18 protein-coding genes and 1 pseudogene are annotated in these 21063 nt (G+C 73.4%); 9 read left to right on the top strand and 10 right to left on the bottom strand.

Going from position 1 to position 21063, the window contains the following annotated elements:
- Nucleotides 1-200: 200 nt before the first annotated feature.
- From mctP to OHA34_RS05470, 3 genes are all read right to left on the bottom strand, one after another.
- Nucleotides 201-1811 (bottom strand): monocarboxylate uptake permease MctP, encoded by a 1611-nt coding sequence (gene mctP / locus OHA34_RS05480; protein ID WP_329520887.1) that lies wholly within the window; start codon nucleotides 1809-1811, stop codon nucleotides 201-203.
- A gap of 4 nt (nucleotides 1812-1815) precedes the next feature.
- Complete coding sequence (locus OHA34_RS05475) at nucleotides 1816-2097, bottom strand: DUF3311 domain-containing protein (protein ID WP_285942888.1); 282 nt, start codon at nucleotides 2095-2097, stop codon at nucleotides 1816-1818.
- Nucleotides 2098-2258: 161 nt separating this feature from the next.
- Nucleotides 2259-2816, bottom strand: coding sequence for a VOC family protein (locus tag OHA34_RS05470; RefSeq protein ID WP_285942889.1), 558 nt, complete (start codon nucleotides 2814-2816; stop codon nucleotides 2259-2261).
- A 285-nt stretch (nucleotides 2817-3101) separates the two neighbouring features.
- On the opposite strand from OHA34_RS05470, the gene OHA34_RS05465 reads away from it, so the two are divergent.
- Nucleotides 3102-5297 (top strand): anthranilate synthase component I, encoded by a 2196-nt coding sequence (locus OHA34_RS05465; protein ID WP_329520886.1) that lies wholly within the window; start codon nucleotides 3102-3104, stop codon nucleotides 5295-5297.
- Nucleotides 5298-5635: 338 nt separating this feature from the next.
- Nucleotides 5636-6228, top strand: a pseudogene (locus tag OHA34_RS05460) (SDR family NAD(P)-dependent oxidoreductase).
- Here the strand turns inward: OHA34_RS05460 and OHA34_RS05455 are convergent.
- A complete protein-coding gene (locus OHA34_RS05455) occupies nucleotides 6219-7181 on the bottom strand; it encodes a helix-turn-helix transcriptional regulator (RefSeq protein WP_329520885.1) in 963 nt (320 codons plus the stop codon). The pseudogene OHA34_RS05460 and the gene OHA34_RS05455 overlap by 10 nt on opposite strands.
- A gap of 79 nt (nucleotides 7182-7260) precedes the next feature.
- Here OHA34_RS05455 and add point away from each other — a divergent pair, with 79 nt between their 5' ends.
- The gene (gene add, locus OHA34_RS05450) at nucleotides 7261-8286 is read left to right on the top strand and encodes an adenosine deaminase (RefSeq protein WP_329520884.1); all 1026 of its coding nucleotides are present in this window, start codon (nucleotides 7261-7263) and stop codon (nucleotides 8284-8286) included.
- Between the two features lie 100 nt (nucleotides 8287-8386).
- On the top strand, nucleotides 8387-9118 hold the full coding sequence (thyX, locus tag OHA34_RS05445; RefSeq protein WP_285942893.1) for an FAD-dependent thymidylate synthase: 732 nt from the start codon (nucleotides 8387-8389) through the stop codon (nucleotides 9116-9118).
- A gap of 90 nt (nucleotides 9119-9208) precedes the next feature.
- On the opposite strand, the gene OHA34_RS05440 is transcribed toward thyX, so the two are convergent.
- The gene (locus tag OHA34_RS05440) at nucleotides 9209-11050 is read right to left on the bottom strand and encodes a C69 family dipeptidase (protein WP_285942894.1); all 1842 of its coding nucleotides are present in this window, start codon (nucleotides 11048-11050) and stop codon (nucleotides 9209-9211) included.
- Between the two features lie 304 nt (nucleotides 11051-11354).
- On the opposite strand from OHA34_RS05440, the gene OHA34_RS05435 reads away from it, so the two are divergent.
- On the top strand, nucleotides 11355-12089 hold the full coding sequence (locus OHA34_RS05435) for a dienelactone hydrolase family protein (RefSeq protein ID WP_285942895.1): 735 nt from the start codon (nucleotides 11355-11357) through the stop codon (nucleotides 12087-12089).
- Here the strand turns inward: OHA34_RS05435 and OHA34_RS05430 are convergent.
- Both OHA34_RS05430 and OHA34_RS05425 read right to left on the bottom strand, forming a co-directional pair.
- Nucleotides 12067-12954 carry a hypothetical protein gene (locus OHA34_RS05430; protein WP_329520883.1) on the bottom strand — a complete coding sequence of 296 codons (888 nt, stop codon included), beginning with the start codon at nucleotides 12952-12954 and terminating at the stop codon, nucleotides 12067-12069. The two genes, OHA34_RS05435 and OHA34_RS05430, sit on opposite strands and share 23 nt — an antisense overlap.
- Before the next feature lie 6 nt (nucleotides 12955-12960).
- On the bottom strand, nucleotides 12961-13581 hold the full coding sequence (locus OHA34_RS05425; protein ID WP_329520882.1) for an SMI1/KNR4 family protein: 621 nt from the start codon (nucleotides 13579-13581) through the stop codon (nucleotides 12961-12963).
- Between the two features lie 388 nt (nucleotides 13582-13969).
- Between OHA34_RS05425 and OHA34_RS05420 the strand changes: the two genes are divergently transcribed.
- Entirely contained in the window at nucleotides 13970-14770 is an 801-nt protein-coding gene (locus OHA34_RS05420) for a helix-turn-helix domain-containing protein (protein WP_285943823.1), read from the top strand.
- A gap of 52 nt (nucleotides 14771-14822) precedes the next feature.
- Here OHA34_RS05420 and OHA34_RS05415 read toward each other — a convergent pair whose 3' ends face one another.
- Entirely contained in the window at nucleotides 14823-15962 is a 1140-nt protein-coding gene (locus OHA34_RS05415; RefSeq protein ID WP_329520881.1) for a globin domain-containing protein, read from the bottom strand.
- A gap of 647 nt (nucleotides 15963-16609) precedes the next feature.
- Here OHA34_RS05415 and OHA34_RS05410 point away from each other — a divergent pair.
- From OHA34_RS05410 to OHA34_RS05400, 3 genes are read left to right on the top strand one after another with little or no spacing between them, the layout of a single operon-like run.
- Nucleotides 16610-17362 carry a gamma-glutamyl-gamma-aminobutyrate hydrolase family protein gene (locus tag OHA34_RS05410; RefSeq protein WP_285942899.1) on the top strand — a complete coding sequence of 251 codons (753 nt, stop codon included), beginning with the start codon at nucleotides 16610-16612 and terminating at the stop codon, nucleotides 17360-17362.
- Nucleotides 17363-17375: 13 nt separating this feature from the next.
- Nucleotides 17376-18374, top strand: a complete 999-nt coding sequence (locus tag OHA34_RS05405; RefSeq protein ID WP_285942900.1) for an alpha/beta hydrolase — start codon at nucleotides 17376-17378, stop codon at nucleotides 18372-18374.
- Nucleotides 18371-19177, top strand: coding sequence for an enoyl-CoA hydratase/isomerase family protein (locus OHA34_RS05400; protein WP_285942901.1), 807 nt, complete (start codon nucleotides 18371-18373; stop codon nucleotides 19175-19177). The genes OHA34_RS05405 and OHA34_RS05400 overlap by 4 nt, the downstream gene beginning before the upstream one ends.
- A 79-nt stretch (nucleotides 19178-19256) precedes the next feature.
- Here the strand turns inward: OHA34_RS05400 and OHA34_RS05395 are convergent, their stop codons facing one another.
- On the bottom strand, nucleotides 19257-19691 hold the full coding sequence (locus OHA34_RS05395) for an SRPBCC family protein (RefSeq protein WP_285942902.1): 435 nt from the start codon (nucleotides 19689-19691) through the stop codon (nucleotides 19257-19259).
- 138 nt (nucleotides 19692-19829) lie between these two features.
- Nucleotides 19830-21011, bottom strand: coding sequence for an acyl-CoA dehydrogenase family protein (locus OHA34_RS05390; RefSeq protein WP_285942903.1), 1182 nt, complete (start codon nucleotides 21009-21011; stop codon nucleotides 19830-19832).
- Between the last annotated feature and the right edge of the window lie 52 nt (nucleotides 21012-21063).

Below are 21063 nucleotides of genomic sequence, written 5' to 3'. Positions count from 1 at the left end.
CCCAGAGTTCCGTGGCGCTGCGAGGCGGCGGCCTCCCCGCCTCCCCACGTGATGCCCGCACGCACGGCGACCAAGGTGTCACGGAGAGTGATTTTACCGACTCTTGCCGCTACGCCGGGAGGTGGCCGCCGGGACGCCGAACGGCCCGTCCGCCGGGAGGGGAAGAGGGCGGCCGGGCCGTTCGGGGGTGTGCCGGAGGCTCAGGTGGAGCCGGCGAGGTCCAGGTCCTTGACCTTCGGGTCGTTCTCGTCGGCGAGGTAGTCGGCCGCCCTGGTGGCGTCGACGCCGTCGGCGACCCTGGCCAGCCGCAGCGCCACGGTGACCGCGACGGCCACCACGAGGTTGACCGCGAGGGCGAGCATGCCGACGTACACCGTCATCGTGGTGTCCAGCCCCAGCTCGCTGAGCCGGTAGGCGGAGCCGCCGAAGTGCACCTTGTGCTTGGCCGGGTTCGGGATCTCGTACAGCATCCACAGCCCGGCCAGCATGCCCGCGGCCCAGCCCGCGACCAGGGCGCCGCGGTGGAACCAGCGGGTGATCAGGCCGAGTGCCACCGCCGGCAGCGTCTGGAGGATGATCACCCCGCCGATCAGCTGGAGGTCGATGGAGAACTCGGGGTCCAGCAGCAGGATGCAGGCGACCGCGCCGACCTTGACCACCAGCGAGACCAGCTTGCTGACCGTGGCCTCCTGCTTCTCGGTGGCGTCCGGCCGGATGTACTCCTTGTAGATGTTGCGGGTGAACAGGTTGGCCGCCGCGATCGACATGATCGCCGCCGGCACCAGCGCGCCGATCCCGATCGCCGCGTACGCCACGCCCGCGAACCAGCTCGGGAACATGTGGTCGAACAGCAGCGGCACCACGGTGTTGGTGTCGGGCTTGCCGTCGGTGCTGACCGGCTTGACGCCGGCCGCGATGGCCATGAAGCCGAGCAGCGCGATCAGGCCGAGCACGAAGCTGTAGGCGGGCAGCGCCGCCATGTTCCGCTTGATCACGTCGCGGTTCTTGCCGGCCAGCACGCCGGTGATGCTGTGCGGGTACAGGAACAGCGCCAGCGCCGAGCCGAGCGCGAGCATCGCGTAGTTGAGCTGGTTGGAGCCGTCCAGCAGGATCCCGTCGGACGGGGCCGGGGTCTTGTCGAACTTGGCCTGCGCCGCGTCGAAGACGTGCCCCCACCCGCCGAGCTTGCCGGGGATGTACAGCACCGCGACGATGATGACCAGGTAGATCAGCCCGTCCTTGGCGAACGCGATCAGCGCGGGCGCCCGCAGGCCCGACTGGTAGGTGTAGGCGGCCAGGACGGCGAACGCGATGATGATCGGCAGGTGCCCGTTCACCCCCATCGCCTTCAGTACCGCCTCGATGCCGACCAGTTGCAGCGCGATGTAGGGCATCGTCGCGACGATGCCGGTGATCGCGATGACCAGCGCCAGCGTCGGCGAGCCGAACCGGGCCCGGACGAAGTCGGCCGGGGTGACGAACCCGTGCACGTGCGAGACCGACCAGAGCCGGATCAGCACGAGGAACACCAGCGGGTAGACCACGATCGTGTACGGGACGGCGTAGAACCCCGCGGCGCCCGCGCCGAACACCAGCGCCGGGACGGCGACGAAGGTGTAGGCGGTGTAGAGGTCGCCGCCGATGAGGAACCAGGTGACCCAGCTCCCGAAGCTGCGCCCCCCGAGGCCCCACTCGTCCAGGCTGTCCATGGTGGTGGGCCGCCGCCATCGCGCGGCCACGAACCCCATCCCGCTGACCAGCAGGAACAGCACCCCGAAGACGATCATTTCGGTCAGGTGATCGGTGCTCACCGGCTCAGCCCCGCTTCCTGGTCATCCGGTAGACCAGCACCGTGCAGGCCACGCCGAGCGGGATGAAGGCGAACTGGAGCCAGTAGAAGGCCGGGAAGCCGGCCAGCCGGGGCTTCTCGGAGTTGAACAGCAGGGTCAGCAGCGGCACCACCACGGGAACGACCAGGAGCCAGTTCCACGGGCTGCCGTCGGAGCGCCGGGGCTCGGGCGGGGCCCCGGAGGACTCGGGCGGGGACTCGGGCGGGGGCTCCGGCGGGGGCTGCTTCGACGGGTCCTGCGAGGCCAAGGGTCCTCCTCGTCGCGCGTCGGCACGAGGCCCGTCCGCGAGCGGGGCCGGCCCGTGCCAGGGGGGTGTGAGGCTGCGCGAGCCTACCCCTCGCCCGGTCACGGGCCGATCTCGGACGCGGCACGACTTGGCGGGATCGTTCCGGCCGGTGAAAGCCCAGGTCAGACGGTACGTTCGGCGGCCGTCTTCGGGTCGTGCCGGACGTCGGAGGGCAGGTTCAGCTCGCGGGTCCACGCCGCGAACTCCACCAGGATCCCGTCGGGGTCCTTGAAGTAGATGGACCGCACGAACACGCCGTCGTGCACGTCCTCGGCGACGCCGAACTCGCTGTCATCGTGGTTGAGCAGCGTGCCGACGTCGACGCCCTTGGCGATCAGCCGGTCGCGGTACTCCTCGATCCGCTCGGGCGGGACGTCGAAGGCGATGTGGTTCATCGAGCCGGCGGCCGAGAGCAGCTCGCCCCGGTCGGGCAGGCCCTTCGGCGCGGACACCCCGGGCACCGCCTCGGGGGCGTCGGGGAACCAGAAGAAGGCCAGGGCGTTCCCGCCGCCGCAGTCGAAGAAGAAGTGCTGGCCCCAGCCCATCGGCAGCTCGATGGTCTTGATCAGCGGCATGCCGAGCACGCCCTGGTAGAAGTCCACCGTCCGCCGCATGTCGCGGCAGACCAGCGCCAGGTGGTTGACGCCGCGCAGCTCGAACTGGGTGTTCTTTCCGGTCATCCGGACGCTCCCGTGCAGTAAGCAGGTCCTTGCGCCCCATCATCGCAAGCCGTCCGGGCTTTGAGAACCCCGGAGCGCGACACGGCGAGCTGCCCGTGCCGCGAGTCGCCCCGGCCCGCGCGAGCCGGTAGTCTCGCCCCATGCGAACCGGGACCCACGCGTGGTGGTGGCGCCGCTGAGGCGGCGCCGGTTCGTGCATGTCCGACACCAGGCGATCGCCCCCTCCCGGCGGTCGTCTTCGCGTCTCCGTCCGGTGAGAGGGCCCGACCACAAGGGGCCACCGCGGTGGAGTCCGTTTCACATAGCTCGCTGACCAGCGAGTTCGTCACCGCCGGAGGCGTACGGGTCACCCGTACCGCGACACCGGTCGACTCCGAGCGCAAGTCCGGCGCGCTCAACGCCCTCGTCGCCTCGGTGGGGCGGCGCCGCGGCGGGGTGCTCAGCTCGGGGATGGAGTATCCCGGCCGCTACAGCCGCTGGCACATGGCCTACGTCGACCCCTGCGTGGAGGTCGTCGCGCGCGGCCGGACCATCTCCGCGCGCGCCCTCAACGAGCGCGGCCGGGTGCTGCTGCCCGCGCTCGCCCCGGCGCTGCGCGAGGCGGGCGAGACCCGCGCCGACGGGCCGGACCTGATCGAGGTGTTCGTCCCGCCCGCCGACGGGTTCTTTCCCGAGGAGGAGCGCAGCCGCCGGCCGACCGTCTTCACCGCGCTGCGCGGCATCGTGGCCCTGTTCGGCTGCGACGACCCGCACCTCGGCCTGTACGGCGCGTTCGGATACGACCTGTCGCTCCAGTTCGAGCCGCTCCGGACGCGGCTGGAGCGGCCGGAGGGGCAGCGCGACCTGGTGCTGCACCTGCCCGACGAGATGGTCGTCGTCGACCGCAAGCGCGAGACCTCGCACCGGATGTCCTACGACTTCGAGGTCGGCGGCGCGGCCACCGCGGGGCTGCCGCGCGCCACCGAGCCCACTCCGGTGCCGGTCGCGGCCGAGACGCCGGCGCAGCCGGTGCCGGGCGTGTACGCGCAGATGGTGCGCGAGGCCAAGGACAAGTTCGTCCGCGGCGACCTGTTCGAGGTGACGCCGGGGCACGCGATGTACGGGCGGTGCGACTCGCCGGCGGTGTTCTTCGAGCGGCTCCGCGAGACCAACCCGGCGCCGTACGAGTTCCTGTTCAACCTCGGCGAGGGGGAGTACCTGGTCGGGGCGTCCCCGGAGATGTTCGTCCGGGTGGGCGGCGACCGGGTGGAGACCTGCCCGATCGCCGGGACGATCCGGCGCGGCGGCGACGCGATGGAGGACGCCGAGCAGATCCGCACCATCCTGGCCTCGGCCAAGGACGAGTCCGAGCTGACCATGTGCACCGACGTCGACCGCAACGACAAGTCGCGGGTCTGCGTGCCGGGCAGCGTGAAGGTGCTCGGCCGCAGGCAGATCGAGCTGTACTCCCGGCTGATCCACACCGTCGACCACATCGAGGGCCGGCTGCGGCCCGGGTTCGACGCCCTGGACGCCTTCCTCACCCACATGTGGGCCGTCACCGTCACCGGCGCCCCCAAGGCCTGGGCGATGCAGTTCATCGAGGACCACGAGGAGGAGCCGCGCCGCTGGTATGGCGGGGCGGTCGGCGGCATCGGGTTCGACGGGTCGATGAACACCGGCCTCACGCTGCGCACCGCGCAGATCCGCGACGGGATCGCCACCGTCCGCGCCGGGGCGACGCTGCTGTACGACTCCGATCCCGAGGAGGAGGAGCGGGAGACCCACCTGAAGGCGAGCGCGCTGCTCGGGGCGCTGGCCGCGGCCCAGGCCGAGGTGGAGGCGGAGGCCGCCGCCGGGCGCGGCGCCCCGCCCGCCCCGGTGGCGGAGGCGGTGCCGGAGGCCCCGCCGGCCGGCGACGGGATGAAGGTGCTGCTGGTCGACCACGAGGACTCGTTCGTCAACACCCTGGCCGACTACTTCCGGCAGCACGGCGCCGACGTGGTCACGCTGCGGCACGGGTTCCCGGTGCGGATGCTCGACGAGCACGCCCCCGACCTGGTGGTGCTGTCGCCCGGCCCGGGGCGTCCGGACGACTTCGCCACGGCGGCCCTGCTGGACGCGCTGGACGGGCGCGGCCTGCCGGTGTTCGGCGTCTGCCTCGGACTCCAGGCGCTGGTCGAGCACGCGGGCGGCGAGCTGGCGCTGCTGCCCGAGCCCTCGCACGGCAAGCCCGGCCGGGTGAAGGTGTCCGGCGGCACCCTGTTCGCGGGGATGCCCGACGAGTTCACCGCGGCCCGCTACCACTCGCTGCACGCCACCCCGGACCGGGTGAAGGGCTTCCAGGTCACCGCGCTGACCGGGGACGTGGTGATGGCCGTCGAGGACCCGGCGCGGCGGCGCTGGGCCGTGCAGTTCCACCCCGAGTCGATCCTCACCGCGTCCGGCGGGGCCGGGCTCCGGCTCGTCGGCAACGTGCTGCGGCTGTGCCGGAAGCCGTGATCGAACCCGGCTCGGCCACTATTACGGCCATCTGAAATGAGGTCCCAGGGCCCTGTCATGGGCCCGGTGGTTGCGGCAGACTCACCGCATCGGCACTTGGGCCACGTTTCCGCGTAATGCGGGTGTACCCGCCGTTATCCCAGCAAAGGGGGGAGTGCTCACGGCACTCCCCCCCTTGTGTGGAATGGGGCAACGGCCGTCCGGAACCACCCGGAAAAGGGTGACGCTCTCTGTCGGGTTTTGCTGCCAGCATCGAGCGCATGGACCCAGAACCGACCATGCCCGCACCGACCACGGCCCGCACCCCGACCACAGCCCGCGCGACCGGCCCGGCAGCGGTGGAACGGCCCCTGGCCGGGACGGTCGCGCTCGTCGCGGGCGGCACCCGCGGCGCGGGCCGGGGCATCGCCGTCGAGCTCGGCGCCGCGGGCGCGACCGTCTACGTGACCGGCCGCACCACCCGTGACCGCCGCTCGGAGATGGACCGGCCCGAGACCATCGAGGAGACCGCCGAACGGGTCACCGCGGCGGGCGGGGAGGGCGTCGCGGTCCGCGTCGACCACCTCGTCCCGGCCGAGGTCGAGGCGCTGGTGCGGCGCGTCGACGACGAGCGGGGACGGCTCGACGTGCTGGTCAACGACGTCTGGGGCGCGAGAACTTCGGCGTCACCGAGGAGATCTGGCGGGAGGGGGCGGAGCGCGAACCGCACTTCGCGATCTCCGAGTCGCCGGCGTTCGTCGGGCGCGCGGTCGCGGCGCTCGCCGCCGACCCGGACCGCCGCGCCCGCTGGAACGGCGCGTCGCTGTCGAGCGGCGGCCTGGCCCAGGTCTACGGGTTCGATGACGCCGACGGCAGCAGGCTCGACTGCTGGCGCAACCTCGTCGAGGTGATGGGCGCGGGCAAGCCCGCCGACACCACCGGCTACCGGTAGAGCGCGGCGAGGCGTTCCGCCGCCTCGGCCATCCGGGCGCGCAGCTCGGACGGGCCGACGACCTCGGCCTCCGGGCCGAGCCGGAGGAGCTGGGTGAAGGCGACCTCGGGGGACTCCACGGGCAGCGCGGTGGCCACCCACCCGTGCTCGTCGGGCTCCCCGGCCGCCGCGGCGGCCCGCTCGGCCGCGTACGGCTCGACGGCGTACCGGAGGCCGCGCATCCCGGCCGGGCTGAGCCGCACGGCGACCTCCTCGCGCAGCAGCGACCGGGGGAACGCCGCCGCCTGGCCGCGCCAGTACGCCGGGAGGTCGAAGGCGTCGTCGCGTTCGAACCGCTCGCCGGTGGGCCGGACGGAGAGCACCCGGTCGACCCGGTAGGTGCGGGCCTCGCCGCCGGCGCGCGCGACCAGGTACCAGACGCCGCTCTTGAGGACCAGGCCGTACGGCTCGGCGGTGCGGGAGACCTCGCGGTTCTTGCGGTACCGCAGCTCCACGGCCTGGTCGTCCCACACCGCGCGGGCCAGGTCGCGCAGCAGCGGCGGCGGCTCGGCGTCGCCGAACCAGCCGGGCGCGTCGAGGTGGAAGCGCTGCTCGGCGCGGGCGGGCGCGTCCCGCAGGGACGCCGGCAGCGCGGCGAGGACCTTCAGCCCGGCCGCCGCCACCAGGTCGGCGAGGCCCATGTCGCCGGCCGGCCCGGGCAGCCCGGACAGGAACAGCGCCTCGGCCTCCTCGCGGCTGAGCCCGGTCAGCCGCGTCCGGTACCCGCCGACGAGCCGGTAGCCGCCGTTGCGCCCCTGGTCGGCGTAGACCGGCACGCCGGCCCCCGACAGCGCCTCCACGTCGCGGTAGATCGTCCGCTCGGAGACCTCGAGCTCGGCGGCGAGCTCGGCGGCGGTCATCGTCTCGCGTGATTGCAGCAGCAGCACCAGAGAGATCAGGCGGGAGGCACGCATCCCCCTATATTGACATTCTTGCGTCAGGTTCGGGTCGTTCACCTGTCACGGACGCGGGACCGGCTGTTAGCTTCGCCGCGTGCCCATCGAAACCACGCCTCTCGACGCGTTCATCGACGCCCTCCCGAAGGTCGAGCTCCACGTCCACCTGGTCGGCTCGGCCTCGGTGCCGACCGTGCTGGAGCTCGCCCGCCGCCGCCCCGGCGGCTCCGTCCCGACCGACGAGCGGGAGCTGCGGCGCTTCTTCGAGTTCCGCGACTTCCCCCACTTCGCCGAGGTCTACCTGGCCGTCAACGGCCTGGTCCGCGAGCCCGAGGACGTCGCCGGGCTGGTGCTCGGCACCGCCCGCGACCTGGCGGCGCAGAACGCCCGCTACGTCGAGATCACCGTCACCCCCTACGCCCACCGGCTGGTCGGGATGCCGCCCGCCGCGATCACCGAGGCCCTCGACACGGCCGCGCGGCAGGCCCGCGAGCGGTACGGCATCCGCGTCGCCTACATCTTCGACATCCCCGGCGACCTCGGCGCGGACGCGGTCGGCGGCACCCTCGACCAGGCGCTGGCGCACCCGCCCGAGGCGCTGGTCGGCTTCGGGATCGGCGGTATCGAGCAGGCCCGCGCGCCGCACGTGGCCGCCATCCGCGACGCGTTCCGCGCGGCCCGCGCCGCCGGGCTGCGCAGCCTCCCGCACGCCGGTGAGATGACCGGCCCGGAGACGATCTGGGAGGCGCTGGACGAGCTCGGCGCCGAGCGCATCGGGCACGGCACCAACTGCCTGGCCGACCCCCGGCTGGTCGGCCGCCTGCGGGAGGAGCAGATCCCCCTGGAGGTGTGCCCCACGTCCAACGTGTGCACCGGCCAGGTGCCCGACCTCGCCTCGCACCCCCTGCCCCGGATGCTGGAGGAGGGGCTGTTCGTCACCCTCAACAGCGACGACCCGCCGATGTTCGACACCACCCTGACCAACGAGTACCGGATTGCCGCCGGGACGTTCGGGCTCGGCCGCGCCGAGCTGGCCGCCCTCGCCCGCAACGCGGTCACCGCCTCCTCACTCGACGCCGCCGGGCAGGGCGAGATCCTGCGCGACATCGACGCGCTGGCCTGAGCACCCCTGTGGTCCACCTGACCGTCCCGCCGCGTCGTTGCCGCTGGTGGCCGCTACTACAGTTGCGGAGGCGGCGAAGAGAACGATGTGAGGAGGCCCCATGGCAGGCGAGGAAGCGGTCGATATCGAGTTCCGCGGTGACGTGACGGTGGAGCTGATCAAGTCCGCGGCGTCCGACGCCGACGTGCTGTGGGCGGCACGGGTGTCGACCAAGGGCGAGAACTCGCTCGCGGAGGCCGACGCGGACCCCGCGCGGTCCAAGGGCCTCATCAACTTCCTGATGCGGGACCGGCACGGCACGCCCTTCGAGCACTCGTCGATGACCTTCTACGTGAAGGCGCCGATCTTCGTGTTCCGCGAGTTCATGCGGCACCGCACGTTCTCCTACAACGAGGAGAGCGGGCGCTACCGCCGCCTCGAGCCGGTGTTCTACGTGCCGGGGCCCGAGCGCAAGCTGGTCCAGGAGGGCCGGCCCGGCAAGTACGTCTTCGTGGACGGCACGCCCGAGCAGCACAAGATCGTCACCGAGGCGGCCAAGGACAGCTACCGGCAGTCCTACCGCGCCTACACCGAGATGCTGGAGGCCGGGGTCGCCCGCGAGGTGGCGCGCACGGTGCTGCCGGTCGGGCTGTACTCCTCGATGTACGCCACCTGCAACGCGCGCGCCCTGATGAACTTCCTGTCCCTGCGCACCAAGCGCGAGGACTCCACGTTCCCCTCGTTCCCGCAGCGCGAGATCGAGATGGTCGCCGAGCAGATGGAGGAGCAGTGGGCGGCGCTGATGCCGCTCACCCACGCCGCCTTCGAGGCCAACGGCCGCGTCTGCCCGTAGGGGCGGCCCGCCGGGGCGCCGGTCCGCGCGGCGGCCGGGCCCGGTCTTCGGGACCGGGCCCGGCCGCCGCCGCCCTGCGGAGGTGTCCGGTCAGGCCTTGCGGCGGCGGGCCAGCAGGACGACGGCCCCGCCGGCGATCAGGCCGGCCAGGCCGGTGAGGGCGAACCACCAGCCGCTGGTGCCGGCGGCGGCGTTCTCGTAGTCCGGGACGTCGTCCGGGTCGCCGTAGTGGCCCTTGCGGGCGAGCGTGCCGCCCTCGGCCCAGCCGCCGCCCTGGTCGCAGTTCATCCGGTCGTGCGAGGAGACCGGGCCGCGCAGCGACATGTCCAGGCTCTGGGTGTTGGCGGTGGTGCCGGCGGGCTTGTCGACCTCCGGCGTGCGGATCCCGCCGTCCGCCTTGAGGTCCTCCAGCCGCTCGGCCAGCAGGTGGTCGCCGAGCTTGAGGCCGTTGGAGGCCCACTTCGTGCTGGCCCGGGTGAGCACCTCGCGGGCCCGGGCGGGGTCACCCGAGTCGTAGGCCTCGCGGGCCTGCCGCTCCACGCCGGGCAGGTCGTCGATCAGCGTGGCCTCGTAGCCCTCCAGGGCCCGGGTCACGGTGGCGAGGTAGCCGTCGCGGCGGGAGCAGGTCGCGTACATCAGCCGCTTGAACGTCTGCGTCGCGTACTCGGTGGCCTCCTGCTCGGCGAACTGCGGCTCCAGGTACTTCGACGACCCGTTGTGCGTGAGGTAGCGGTGCTGCCGGTACTCCGGCGGGACCTCCTGGTCGCCGACGTGGAACGGGATGTAGGGCGCGGTGACCGACGCGGTGACCGCGGTCCACAGCGTCCCCATCTCGCCGTTGCCGCCGCCGGAGCCGAGCTCGGCCACGTGCCCGTACCCGGAGCGGTCGTCGGACCAGCGCGGGTCGCGGACGATCCGCATCACGTCCTCCAGCCGCACCGGGGCGAGCCTGCGGAACTCGGCCTCCAGCGACGGCGGGTTCCGGTACGGCGCCGGGTCCGCGGGGTCGACCTTGGCGCCGACCGCCACCGGCTTGCCGGGGAACGGAGTGCCGTAGACCTTCTGGAGGTCGAACGGCTGCCCCTTCTTCCACCAGCCGCGCTCTTCGGCGACGCTCAGCAGGTTGGGCGAGCCCATGTGGTCGGCGTCGTCCTTCCCGGTGGTCGGGAAGTCGTTGATGTAGCCGGGGTAGGACACCCGGACGTCGTCGGGACCGAGCCGCTCGGCGGCCCACAGCCCCTTGCCGCCGGAGAGCTGGATCAGGACCCAGCCCTCGTTCTTGTCGGCGAACATGTGCGAGTTGCCGCCGTAGTCGGTGTACCCGTACTTGTTGATCAGGTCGCCGACGATCTGCACCGCCTCGCGGGCGCTGTGCGCGCGCTCCATCGCGATGCGGGACAGGTCGCTGTAGGTCGGACCGGTCTGCGGCGTCCTGGTCGACTCCACCAGCTCGGGCCGCGAGTCCGACCACACGTCCCGGGCGGCGACGCCGTACTCGTTGAGCCCGCCGTTGGTCAGCGGGGCGGGGAAGCCGACGAACTCCGAGTAGTTCGAGGTGATGTACCGGGCCGTCTCGCGGGCCTGCGGGATCTTGGTGAGCTTGCCCGCCATGTCCGCCTCGCCGGTCGCGCCGACCTCGATGGTGGCGCCCTCGGGGTGGCTCTGCCGGGGCACGATGTCGATCCAGTGGCTGGACGGCTCGTGCCCGAACCCGCCCATGAACGGGCGCTTGTTCTTCGTGAGGTTCTTGCCGATGTAGACGGCGAAGCTCTTGTCGTTCCCGGCCGGCTTCTGCGCCGAACTCCGCGGCCGGGACGAGGGCCGCTCGCCCGCCGACGCCATCGGGCTGAGCAGCGTGGACGCCGCTACGAGGGCCGCCGAGAAGGCCGCCGTCCTGCGGGGGAGGCTGCGTGGGTGGCGCGTTCGCTGCACGGACTCTCCGTTCTGGTTTCTCCTTCTGCGCCGGGGCGATGCCACGGCCACGCGACCGTATCCCGCATTGACAATTGCGGCATCATGGGATAATTAGCCCATTTTTGTGACTAAATAGACAAAACTGCCAGTCGTCACTTTAGGGGAGAAAACGGTGGGCGCTCGGGTGGTCCTGGACGCCGTTCACCGGGACGTCGGCGCCGTTCATCCCGCTCGCCCGGGGCGGGCGTGCAGCACGTTGACCGATCGTCCCGGAGCGCTTGGGCCTGTGCCCGCGGCGCCGAATGCGCCAGGGTGGGGGACCATGCCCGACATCACCATCCCCGCCGGACCGCGGGAGCTGCCCGGTTACCTCGCCGTCCCCGAAGGGACGGGACCCTGGCCCGCCGTCGTGATCCTGTTCGAGGCATTCGGTGCCGTCGCGGACATGCGGGCCCAGGCCGACCGCTTCGCGTCCCGCGGCTACCTCGCCGTCCTGCCCGACTTCTACGACGGCGCGCCCTGGGTGCGCTGCGTCCGCAAGGCGATGACGGACATGCGGAGCCAGCGCGGCCCCATCTACGACGGCATCGAGGCCGCCCGGTCATGGCTGGCCGGACGGGACGACTGCACCGGCGCCGTCGGCGTCGCCGGGTTCTGCATGGGCGGCGGGTTCGCGCTCGTCGCCGCGGCCCGGTACGGCTTCCAGGCCGCCGCGGTCAACTACGGCATCCTGCCGCGCCACCCGGAGGACGCCCTCGCCGGGGCGTGTCCGGTCGTCGCGAGCTACGGCGGCGCCGACCGCACCCTGCGCGGCGCGGCGGCCAGGCTCGAACGGGCCCTCACCGTCGCGGACGTCCCGCACGACGTGAAGGAGTACCCGGGGACGGGGCACAGCTTCCTCACCGACGCCACCGTCCCCGGGCCGCTCGGCCCGGTCGCCCGGGTCGCACTCGGTATCGGGAAGGGCCGGGAGAACGCCGCCGACGCTTGGGAGCGCGTCTTCGCCTTCTTCGCCGAGCACGTCGGCGGCCCCCCTAGCCCGCCGGACGCCCCTTGAGCACCGAGGGCCGCCGGTACACCTCCGGCCAGATCTGGAGCAGGCACGCTTCACCTTCGCCGGTGTCCGCTGGTGTCCGCAGGTGGTGGCGCAGCCGGTAGGGGCCGTAACCGGCGTGCAGCGGCGGCAGGCCATGTCGCGCGCCACCGAGCTCCTCGATCCGGACGTGCCCGGTGTGCGCCCGGTAGGCCACCTCCACGACATCGTCGTAGCCGTCGAGCTCGGCACCGGGGTCGTTCGGCGCGATGACCACGGTGACCGGGACCGCCGCGGCGCGCCGGGCCGTCCAGAGCACTGCCGCGCCGGGAACGGCGTCGGCCTGCCCCACGCCGTCCGCGCCCGCGCCCGCGCCCGCGCCCGCGCCCTCGGCGTCGGCCGGGACGGGGACGATGGCGTCCACCCCGGCGTGCTGGTCCAGCAGGTAGAACTGGCGGGCCGGGACGCCGACGGAGAACGTGAGGGTCTCGGGCCGCGCGGTGCCGCGCCGGTCGGGCGCGAAGCCCGCCGGCACGGACCGGCCGAGGCCGGCCCGCTCGGCGGCGTCGGCCGGTTCCTCGTCGGTGATCCGCGCCGCCCGTTCGGCGACGCCTGGGACGTCGCCGGGCGAGGGCCGCTCGAAGATCCCGACGGCGGCGACGAGGGTCGTGCCCGGTCGGGGCACGGGCCGGGTGGTCGACCTGACCGTTCCGCATCCGGGGCACGGTGTCCGCGTGATGTCGACGGTACGGCCCGCGGGGTCGATGGAGGTCTCGTCCACGCGCGGCGCCTTCTGGGGGAAGGCGTGCCCGCGGGCCTTGCACTCGCGGACGATCGCGTCGGCCGCGGCCTCCTCGCGGGTCGGCCGGGGGACGGGCCGGTACGGCATCAGCGGTCACCCCGCGGCATCGCGAGGATCTCCCGGCCGCGCTCCGGCGTGATCATGCACGTCCCACTCGTCACGGGTCCGCCCGGGCGGTTTGCAGAGGGCGTGGAAGCCTGCGTGGAGGTCGCCCATGAGGTCGCCGAACGACGCGTGCCGCGAGGGCCCCTCCCCACTCCACGAGGCGAGCCTATAGGCCGCCCACTCGCCGTCCCCGTCCACGTCGCCCGGATCGAGGAACAGGACGCAGGCGTCGCCCGCCAGGGAGATCTGAAGGCACCGCTCCAAATGGTCGGTGACATCACCCGCCTCGTAGCCGCCGTAGGCGTCGATCCAGTGCTCGTCCATGTCGCGGAGCCAGCCGAGCTCGGCGGTGCCGGCGAGCCGGTAGATGAAGCTGCCGGCGTTCCGCCACCCGTTGGTCGCCAGCAGGAACGTCCGCAGCGAGGGCGGCAGCATCTGCCCGAGCCGGGCCTCGGCCGCAGCGATCTCCTCCGGCCGGGCGGGCGCGAACCCGAGCCACCCGTCCCGCACCACCTCCGCCTCGAGCGGCGCGTCGCGCTCGGGGTCGTGCCCGGCGATCCACTCCTCGCTCCAGCGCTTGAGGAACGGCCGCCACTCGTCGCGGTCCATACGCCACCTCGCCCCTGTCGGATCAGCCCGCCGAGAAGGCCGCATGATGCCAGCTGCGTCCGACAGCGGCGCCGCCGCTCAGGGTGCAGGTCCGCCTGCGTCTGCGTGACCTGCGCGATCCTGCGATCCCGGTCAGCGAAACAGGTCGGTCTGGACGACGATCGACGAGCGTCCGACGCGCAGGGCGGGAGGCTGCGCGGACCTGCCCCGCCGCGTAGCCCCGGAAGCAGTTGGTCTTGGACCTCGTCGGGTGGTGCGGCCGGCCCACCCCGCCGACCGCGAGGCTCGGTGTCCATGACCTCCGGGATAATGCGGGGTGGACGGTCATGACCTGTGAGGTAATCGTGGCCATGATGTCGGTTCGGGTAGCTTCGGCCGGGTGACGACCATGACGAGCGCGTTGAGCGATGTTCGACCCGTCGGCGACCAGCTCCGCGCCTGGCGGCAGCGGCGCAGGCTGAGCCAGCTCGACCTGGCCTCGGACGCCGACGTGTCCACCCGGCACCTGAGCTTCGTGGAGACCGGGCGGTCGGCGCCGAGCCGCGAGATGGTGCTGCGGCTGGCCGAGCACCTGGAGGTGCCGCTGCGCGACCGCAACCTGCTGCTGGTGTCGGCCGGGTTCGCGCCGGTGTACGACGAGACGCCGATCGAGGAGCCGCGGATGGACTCGGTCCGCGCGGCGCTGCGGCAGGTCCTGGAGGGGCACGAGCCCTATCCGGCGCTGGTGGTGGACCGGTTCTGGAACCTGGTCGACAGCAACGCGGCGGCGGGGCTGTTCATCGAGGGCGCCCCGGCCGAGCTGCTGGAGCCGCCGCTCAACGTGCTGCGGCTGAGCATGCACCCGGACGGGATGGCCAAGAACATCCTGAACCTGGGCGAGTGGCGGGCGCACATGATCAGCTGGGTGCGGCGGCACGTGGCGCTGACGGCCGACGCCGCGCTCGCGCAGCTCTACCGGGAGCTGCGCGACTACCCCGGTCCCGACGGTGAGGCGGCGGTGCCCCCGCCGGGCGGCCAGGTTTTCGTGCCGCTGCGGATGCTGCTGGACGGGCGGGAGCTGTCCTTCTTCAGTACCATCGCGACGTTCGGGACGCCGGTCGACATCACGCTGGCGGAGCTGGCGATCGAGTCGTTCTACCCGGCCGACCCGGCGACCACCGCCTTCCTGCGCGAGCGCGCGGGCTGGTGACCCCGGCCGGTGGCGCCGCGCGCCGCGCGCGCGGCGGCGCCACCGGGGCCGGTCAGGCCGAGAGGACGGGCACCGCCCTCCTCTCGGCCTCCAGGAGGTCGTGCCTGATCTGGTCCAGCGGCACCCCGAGCCGTTGCAGGGCGGTCACCGTCTCGCGGACCATCGGGGCGGGCCCGGCCACATGGACGTCGTGCCCGGCCAGGTCCGGGAAGCGGTCCAGGACGTCCGGGAGGGCGCCGCGCAGGCCCGGGTAGCCGGGCTCGCCGGAGACCACCGGGGTCACCCGCAGCCGCGGGCAATCCGACTCCAGCGCCCGCAGGCCGGGGAGGTCGTACAGGCCGGCGCCGGTGCGCGCGCCGACCAGCAGGCGCACCGCGCGCGCCGCTCCGGACCGGGCGGCCTGCTCGGCCAGGGCCCTGGCCGGCGCCAGCCCGGTGCCGCCCGCGACCAGCAGCAGATCGCGGCCGGAGCCGGGGTCGAGCGTCATGCCGCCCGCCGCCGGGCCGAGCAGCACGGTGTCGCCGGGCCGGGTGTGCCGGACCAGCGCGCCGCTCACCCAGCCCGCGGGGACGGCCCGCACGTGCAGCCGGAGCGTCCCGTCGGGGCGGGGCGCGTTGGCGATCGAGTAGGGCCGCCACACCCGGGGCCAGCGGGAGGTCTGCACCGTGACGTGCTGGCCCGCGACGAACGGCAGCGGGCAGCCGGGCCGCAGGGTGAGCACGGCCAGGTCGTGCGCGCGCCGGTCGTGCCCCACGACCTCGGCGACCCACCAGGGCGGGGCGCGCTCGGCGTCGCGTTCGGCCGCGGTGGACATCGTGTCGGCGGCGGACCGGCAGAGCTCGGTCCAGGCGGTCTCGATCTCGGTGCTCCACTCGTCGCTGAACGCGCGCAGCGTCGCGACGAGCGCGGTGCCGAACGCCGCGTAGTGCTCGCGCTGGACGCCGAACCTGCGGTGGGCCCGGCCGAGCCGCCCGAGGTGGGCCGCGAGCGTCTCGGGGCTGTCCTGGCTCCCCACGATCTCGCCGATCGCCTGGAAGAGCCGGTCATGGTGCACGTCCATCCCGGGTGGGAACAGTGCGCGCATTCGCGGATTCTCCGCGAACAGGCGGCCGTAGAAATAGCGGGCCGCCTTCGCCTGGACGGGTTGGATACGGCTGAGACTCTCTTTGACGATCCGGGGTTCCAATGACATTTGCCAAGCTCCCCCTGGCTTTTCGTCGCCGACACTGAGGTTCCCCGGCGCCTTGTGGCGCCCGCGAAGTGCCCGGCTCGGTGAGATTCTCGCATCCAAAGCCGCTGGTCCTCAAGCGATTCACGACATCCACCCCGTTGTGGACACGGACTGTGATCGGCGATTATTCTCGGTAATCATGAGAACGGCCGCGAAGCGCTAGGATACTGATCGGTATTGGGGAAGGGTGGGAGTGCGTCCCGAGCACGACATTGGAATTGCACCGGTCAGGTGCGCCGGGTGGGGTGTTTCGGCCGCCTTGACGGAACGGTTCGCCACCGGTCAGGGGTGGAGGAGGAATCTCAACCCCGGAGGATGTTCCGTGTCCCGGCTCCGGCGCCCGGCCCGGCCGCCCGCCGCGGGCCGGTCCGGGGCCGCCCCCCTTCATGGTCAGGCGAATTCGCCTGATCGCTTGGATCCGGCGCGGCGCCGTCCACCGGCTTCGGCCTGCGGAGATCCGGCCCGTGCGGCAGGCTGGCCGGTGGGAGGCCAGGGGCGAGGCGGTCGGAAGGGCCGGGTCATGCGCAATGATGACCCCGCAAAGGTGGCGAATCACCGCACATCGGGTACCGAGCCGTGGCCAGTGCTCAGCAGAGGGGAAACCACGCATGCCAGAGGCGAACCACGGGGCTCCGGGCCCCCACGCCGCCGCGACGAACGCGCCGCCGCTCATCGGCATCACCACGTATCTGGAGCCGGCCCGCTGGGGGGCGTGGGTGCGCGAGGCCGCGCTCCTGCCAGCACCGTACATACGGTCGGTCGAGCGGGCGGGCGGCGTCCCGGTCATGCTGCCGCCGACCGGCGGGCTGCGCGGGCTGTCGGCGCTCGTCAACGGGCTGGACGGCATCCTGTTCGCCGGCGGCGGCGACGTCGACCCCGAGCTGTACGGCGCCGAGCGGCACCCTGAGACCGGCCCGCCGCAGCCGCAGCGCGACCGGTTCGAGCTGGCGCTCGTCCGCGCCGTCGTCGAGGCCGGCCTGCCGTTCCTGGCGGTCTGCCGGGGCATGCAGGTGCTCAACGTGGCCCGCGGCGGCTCGCTCGTCCAGCACCTGCCCGAGACGGTCGGGCACGAGGCGCACGCGCCCGCCGTCGGCATGATCGGCTCGCACCCGGTCCGGATCGTCCCGACCAGCGCGATCGGCAAGATCCTCGGCGCGGAGGCGGAGGTGCCCACCTACCACCACCAGGCCGTCACCCGGCTCGGCAAGGGCCTGACGCCCGTGGCCTGGGCCGACGACCAGGTCGTCGAGGCGGTGGAGCTCGAGGGGCACCGGTTCGGGCTGGGCGTCCAGTGGCACCCCGAGGAGGGCGAGGACAAGCGGCTCTTCGAGGCCCTGGTGGCCGAAGCGGCCGGACGCTGACCGGGGGACCGCCGTGCCCCTGCACCCGCAGGCCGCGCGCTTCCTGGACCTGATCGGCTCGTGGACGGCCCTGGGGGACGGCGGCGGCGCCGGCGGGGCCCGCGCGGCCGGGACGGCCTCCGGCGCCGAGCCCTCGATCGACGAGATGCGCCGCCGGATCGGCGCGGTGTTCCCGGTGGACCGGCGCGAGCTCCCACGCGTCCGCGACCTGAGCGTGCGAGGCGAGGACGGCGCCGCCGTCCCGGCCCGTCTCTACCGGCCCGAGCCCCCCGCGGCCGGGCCGCTCCCGCTGCTGGTCTACCTGCACGGCGGCGGCTGGGTGCTCGGCGGGGTCGACAACGTCGACGCCGCCTGCCGCGAGCTCGCCGCGGGCGCCGGCTGCGCCGTGCTGAACGTCGGCTACCGGCTGGCCCCCGAGCACCCGTTCCCCGCAGCCGTCGACGACGCGTGGACGGCCCTCGCGGCCGTCGCGGCCGACCCCGGGCGCTACGGCGCCGTCCCCGGGGCGCTGGCGGTCGCGGGCGACAGCGCGGGCGGCAACCTGGCCGCCGCCGCCGCGCTGATGGCGCGCGACCGGGGAGTGGCGCTGGCGCACCAGCTCCTGGTGTACCCGGTGACCGACACCGCGATGGACACCGCGAGCTGGTCCGCGTTCGGCTCCGGCTACGGACTGGACGCCGACGCGATGGCGCGGTTCATGGGCCTGTACCGGGGTGCCGCCGACCCGGCCGACCCCCGGCTGGCCCCGCTGCGCGCGGCCGACCTGTCCGGCCTCGCGCCCGCCACCGTCGTGACCGCCGAGTACGACATCCTGCGCGACGAGGGCGAGGCGTACGCGCGGCGGCTGGCGGACGCCGGGGTCCCGGTCCGGCTGCGCCGCTTCGACGGGGTGGTGCACTCGTTCTTCCTGCTCCCGGAGATCTTCGACGCCGGCGCCGAGGCGATGCGGTTTGCCGTGCGACGATTGCGCACGGCATTCGGAACCCCCATCCAGGAGGGCGGCGCGGCATGAACGAGACCGGCGACCCGCGGTACGACGCGTACGAGCGGCTGAGGATCGACTTCGCGGCGCCCCGGGTGCTGCGCGTCACGATCAGCACGCCGGGACGGCTCAACGCCGTCGACACCACCGGGCACCGGGAGCTGGCCGAGATCTGGCGCGACGCCGACGCCGACCCGCGGGTGCGCGCCGTGGTGGTGCGCGGTGAGGGCGCCGCGTTCAGCGCGGGCGGCGACCTGTCCATGATCGAGGAGATGATGTCCGACCACGCGGTCCGGGCCCGGATCCTGCGCGAGGCCCGCGCGATCGTGATGAACGTGCTGGAGTGCTCCAAGCCGGTGGTGAGCGCGATCCAGGGCCCGGCGGTCGGCGCCGGGCTCGCGGTCGCGCTGCTGGCCGACATCTCGGTGGCGGGCCGCACCGCCAAGATCATCGACGGGCACACCCGCCTGGGCGTCGCCGCCGGCGACCACGCCGCGATCGTGTGGCCGCTGCTGTGCGGCCTCGCCAAGGCCAAGTACTACCTGCTGCTCTGCGACGCCCTGACCGGTGCGGAGGCCGAACGGATCGGCCTGGTCAGCGTGTGCGTGGACGACGACGAGGTGCACGCGCGGGCACTGGAGATCGCGGGACGGCTCGCCGCCGGGGCCGCCGAGGCGATCTCCTTCACCAAGCACGCCCTCAACAACTGGCTGCGCCTGGCGGGCCCGTCCTTCGACGCCTCGCTGGCGATGGAGTTCTTCGGGTTCACCGGGCCCGACGTGCGCGAGGGCGTCGCCGCGATCCGCGAGAAGCGCGCCCCCGACTTCGGCTGAGCCGGCCGCGGGGCCGCGCGGGCCCGCGGCCTTCCCCGGCCGCGGGCGCGTCGTTCCCGGTCGCCGTGGGCGCGGGCGTTCAGCCGAAGCGCTTGCGCAGCGCCTCCAGGCCGGTGGCGTAGATGCCGCGGGTGAACGTCTTGCCCATCGCCTCCTCGTCGCCCGCGTCGGCGGAGAACTCGGCCGACCACTCCACGAACGCCTGCCCGGTGGCGGTCACGGGCGCGACCCTGAGCCGCCCGTGGGCGCCGCGGACGGGCAGCGGGCATTCCAGGATCTCGTAGGCGTAGGAGCGGTCGGCGTCGTCCATGCCGCTCAGCCGTTCCCGGAACACCGAGTCGCCCGGCCCGATGATCCTGCGCACGCACCCGACCCGGTCGGACGGGCCGCCGTCCTCGATCAGCCCGGTCTGCACGCCCGGCGCCCACTCGGCGAGGTTCCCGAAGTCGCGCAGGTAGGCCCACACCTCCTCGGCGCTGGCGTCGAGCACGGTACTGGCGTACGACCTCGGCATGGGCTCTCCTCGGCGCTGCGGGGCGGCGGTGTCGGCTCCATGCTGGGCCCCGGGAGGCGGTCCGGGCAACAGCCGGATGATCACGATGTGGACCGCGCCGGGGTGGGCGGGCCGCGCCCGTGCCTCCGCCGCCGCCGCTCAGTACGACCGCGGCAGGCCCAGCTCGTGCTGGGCGATGTGCGCGAGCACCAGCTCCTCGGCGACCGGGATGTTCTTGGCGATGCGCGCGTCCCGGAACATCCGCGCCACCGGGTACTCCAGCGAGTAGGCCATGCCGCCGTGCGTCTGGAACGCGCGGTCGGCGGCCTGCCAGGCCGCGTCCGCCGCGGTGAGCTTGGCGATATTGGCCTCCGATCCGCACGGCCGGCCCCGGTCCCACAGCCACGCGGCCTTGTAGGTCATCAGCCTGGCCAGCTCCACCTGCGCCTTGGCCTTGGCGAGCGGGAACGCGACCGCCTGGTTGGCGCCGATGGGCGTGCCGAACGGGGCGCGCTCGCGGGCGTACCCGCACGCCACGTCCAGGGCCAGCTCGCCGAACCCGACGCCGCCGGCCGCCGCGAGGATCCGCTCGGGGTTGAGGATGTCCCACAGGACGGCGAACCCCTGGTCGACCTCGCCGAGCACCCGGTCCGCGGGCACCCGGACGCCGTCCAGGAACACCATGCTGGAGGCCACGGTGTTGGTGCCGAGCTTGGGGATCGGCCGGTAGGCCAGCGTGCCGTCCGCGACCGCCGCCTTGACGTCGACCAGCAGCACGGTGAACCCGGAGGTGCGGGGGCGGGCCTCGGCGGCCGGGACCGTCCGGGCGACCAGCACCAGGTGGTCGGCGCGCTCCACCCCGGAGATCCAGATCTTCTGGCCGTCCACCACGAACCCGTCGCCGTCCCGGCGGGCCCGGGTGGTGATGTCGATGGCGTTGCTGCCCGCGTCCGGCTCGGTGACGGCGAAGCAGGTCTCGATCTCTCCCGAGGCAATGCCGGGCAGGAACGCGCGCTTCTGCTCGGCGGTGCCGTGCCGGGCGATGGTCAGCCCGCCGAACGCGGGGGTGAGCAGGTACATGAACGAGGCGGCGCCGCCCGCCCCGCCGGCCGCGAGCGCCTCCAGCGCCACCGACAGCTCCAGTAGCCCCTGGCCGGCGCCGCCGTACTCCTCGGGGACGGCCAGGCTGTGCCAGCCGCCCTGGACCAGCTCGCGCCAGACCTCCTCGGGCCACCGCTTCTCGGCGTCGCACCGGTTCCAGTAGTCCTGGTCGTACTTCCCGGCGATCGCCCGCACGCCCTCGCGCACCGCGATCGCGCCCTCGGGCAGGTCGAAGTCCATCCGCGCCTCCTCCGAACGTCGTCCGGACCACCGTAGCCGATGAAGTAAGTGG

It is taken from the genome of Spirillospora sp. NBC_01491 (genome assembly GCF_036227065.1).
In the GTDB taxonomy this organism is placed as follows: Bacteria; Actinomycetota; Actinomycetes; order Streptosporangiales; family Streptosporangiaceae; genus Spirillospora; species Spirillospora xylanilytica.
The sequence above is the reverse complement of the archived record's forward strand: the minus strand, read 5'-3'. Positions and strand labels throughout refer to the sequence as shown.

What these genes read in the sequence shown, in the direction of transcription:
- OHA34_RS05470 (WP_285942889.1), bottom strand. Translation starts at nt 2,816, where the DNA reads ATGACCGGAAAGAACACCCAGTTCGAGCTGCGCGGCGTCAACCACCTG.
- OHA34_RS05455 (WP_329520885.1), bottom strand. Translation starts at nt 7,181, where the DNA reads ATGCGTGCCTCCCGCCTGATCTCTCTGGTGCTGCTGCTGCAATCACGC.
- thyX (WP_285942893.1), top strand. Translation starts at nt 8,387, where the DNA reads ATGGCAGGCGAGGAAGCGGTCGATATCGAGTTCCGCGGTGACGTGACG.
- OHA34_RS05435 (WP_285942895.1), top strand. Translation starts at nt 11,355, where the DNA reads ATGCCCGACATCACCATCCCCGCCGGACCGCGGGAGCTGCCCGGTTAC.
- OHA34_RS05430 (WP_329520883.1), bottom strand. Translation starts at nt 12,954, where the DNA reads ATGCCGTACCGGCCCGTCCCCCGGCCGACCCGCGAGGAGGCCGCGGCC.
- OHA34_RS05425 (WP_329520882.1), bottom strand. Translation starts at nt 13,581, where the DNA reads ATGGACCGCGACGAGTGGCGGCCGTTCCTCAAGCGCTGGAGCGAGGAG.
- OHA34_RS05420 (WP_285943823.1), top strand. Translation starts at nt 13,970, where the DNA reads ATGACGAGCGCGTTGAGCGATGTTCGACCCGTCGGCGACCAGCTCCGC.
- OHA34_RS05415 (WP_329520881.1), bottom strand. Translation starts at nt 15,962, where the DNA reads ATGTCATTGGAACCCCGGATCGTCAAAGAGAGTCTCAGCCGTATCCAA.
- OHA34_RS05410 (WP_285942899.1), top strand. Translation starts at nt 16,610, where the DNA reads ATGCCAGAGGCGAACCACGGGGCTCCGGGCCCCCACGCCGCCGCGACG.
- OHA34_RS05400 (WP_285942901.1), top strand. Translation starts at nt 18,371, where the DNA reads ATGAACGAGACCGGCGACCCGCGGTACGACGCGTACGAGCGGCTGAGG.
- OHA34_RS05395 (WP_285942902.1), bottom strand. Translation starts at nt 19,691, where the DNA reads ATGCCGAGGTCGTACGCCAGTACCGTGCTCGACGCCAGCGCCGAGGAG.
- OHA34_RS05390 (WP_285942903.1), bottom strand. Translation starts at nt 21,011, where the DNA reads ATGGACTTCGACCTGCCCGAGGGCGCGATCGCGGTGCGCGAGGGCGTG.